The organism is Shewanella sp. SM20 (assembly GCF_025654545.1).
In the GTDB taxonomy this organism is placed as follows: domain Bacteria; phylum Pseudomonadota; class Gammaproteobacteria; order Enterobacterales; family Shewanellaceae; genus Shewanella; species Shewanella oncorhynchi.
Map to the genome: position 1 here is coordinate 1 of NZ_JAKKRK010000147.1, position 577 is coordinate 577.

General features: G+C 41.9%; 1 tRNA gene and 1 rRNA gene. Both read right to left on the reverse strand.

Annotation, left to right across the window (positions count from 1 at the left end):
- A 23S ribosomal RNA gene (locus tag L5M18_RS23370) occupies positions 1-123 on the reverse strand; the annotation flags it as partial.
- Positions 124-485: 362 nt separating this feature from the next.
- Positions 486-561 (reverse strand) — tRNA-Ala (locus tag L5M18_RS23375).
- Between the last annotated feature and the right edge of the window lie 16 nt (positions 562-577).

Consider the following 577-nt stretch of genomic DNA (forward strand, 5'->3'; position numbering starts at 1 on the left):
CCCATTCGGACATCGTTAGCTCAAATGCTTGTTACTAGCTCGCCAACGCTTTTCGCAAGTTACTACGTCCTTCATCGCCTCTGACTGCCAAGGCATCCACCGTATACGCTTAGTCGCTTAACCATACAACCCAAATGAGTTTCACTCATCTGCGTCGCATTGCGACCAGCTTGGTTTTACTTGTCTCACTTCTGACCAAAGAAGTGGACGCGCCTTAGACGTAAACTATTCAATAAAGAATAATTTACTGTTGAATATTCAAGACACTTAATAAAGTGTTTGAGAACTCATGTTCAATGCTTTCGCATTAAACGTTTTGTAATTAATCACATGACAGACTCATGCAATTAAATACTATCAGCTTTCCAAATTGTTAAAGAGCGGGCTTAAAAAAGCCAAAGATAATTTTTAAGTTTATCTTTGGCATCTCTATCCATAGTGCATATGCCTTATTACTTTGCAATAAAGTCAGAATAAGGTGTAAATGGTGGAGCTATGCGGGATCGAACCGCAGACCTCCTGCGTGCAAGGCAGGCGCTCTCCCAGCTGAGCTATAGCCCCATTTACATGCAGTGCG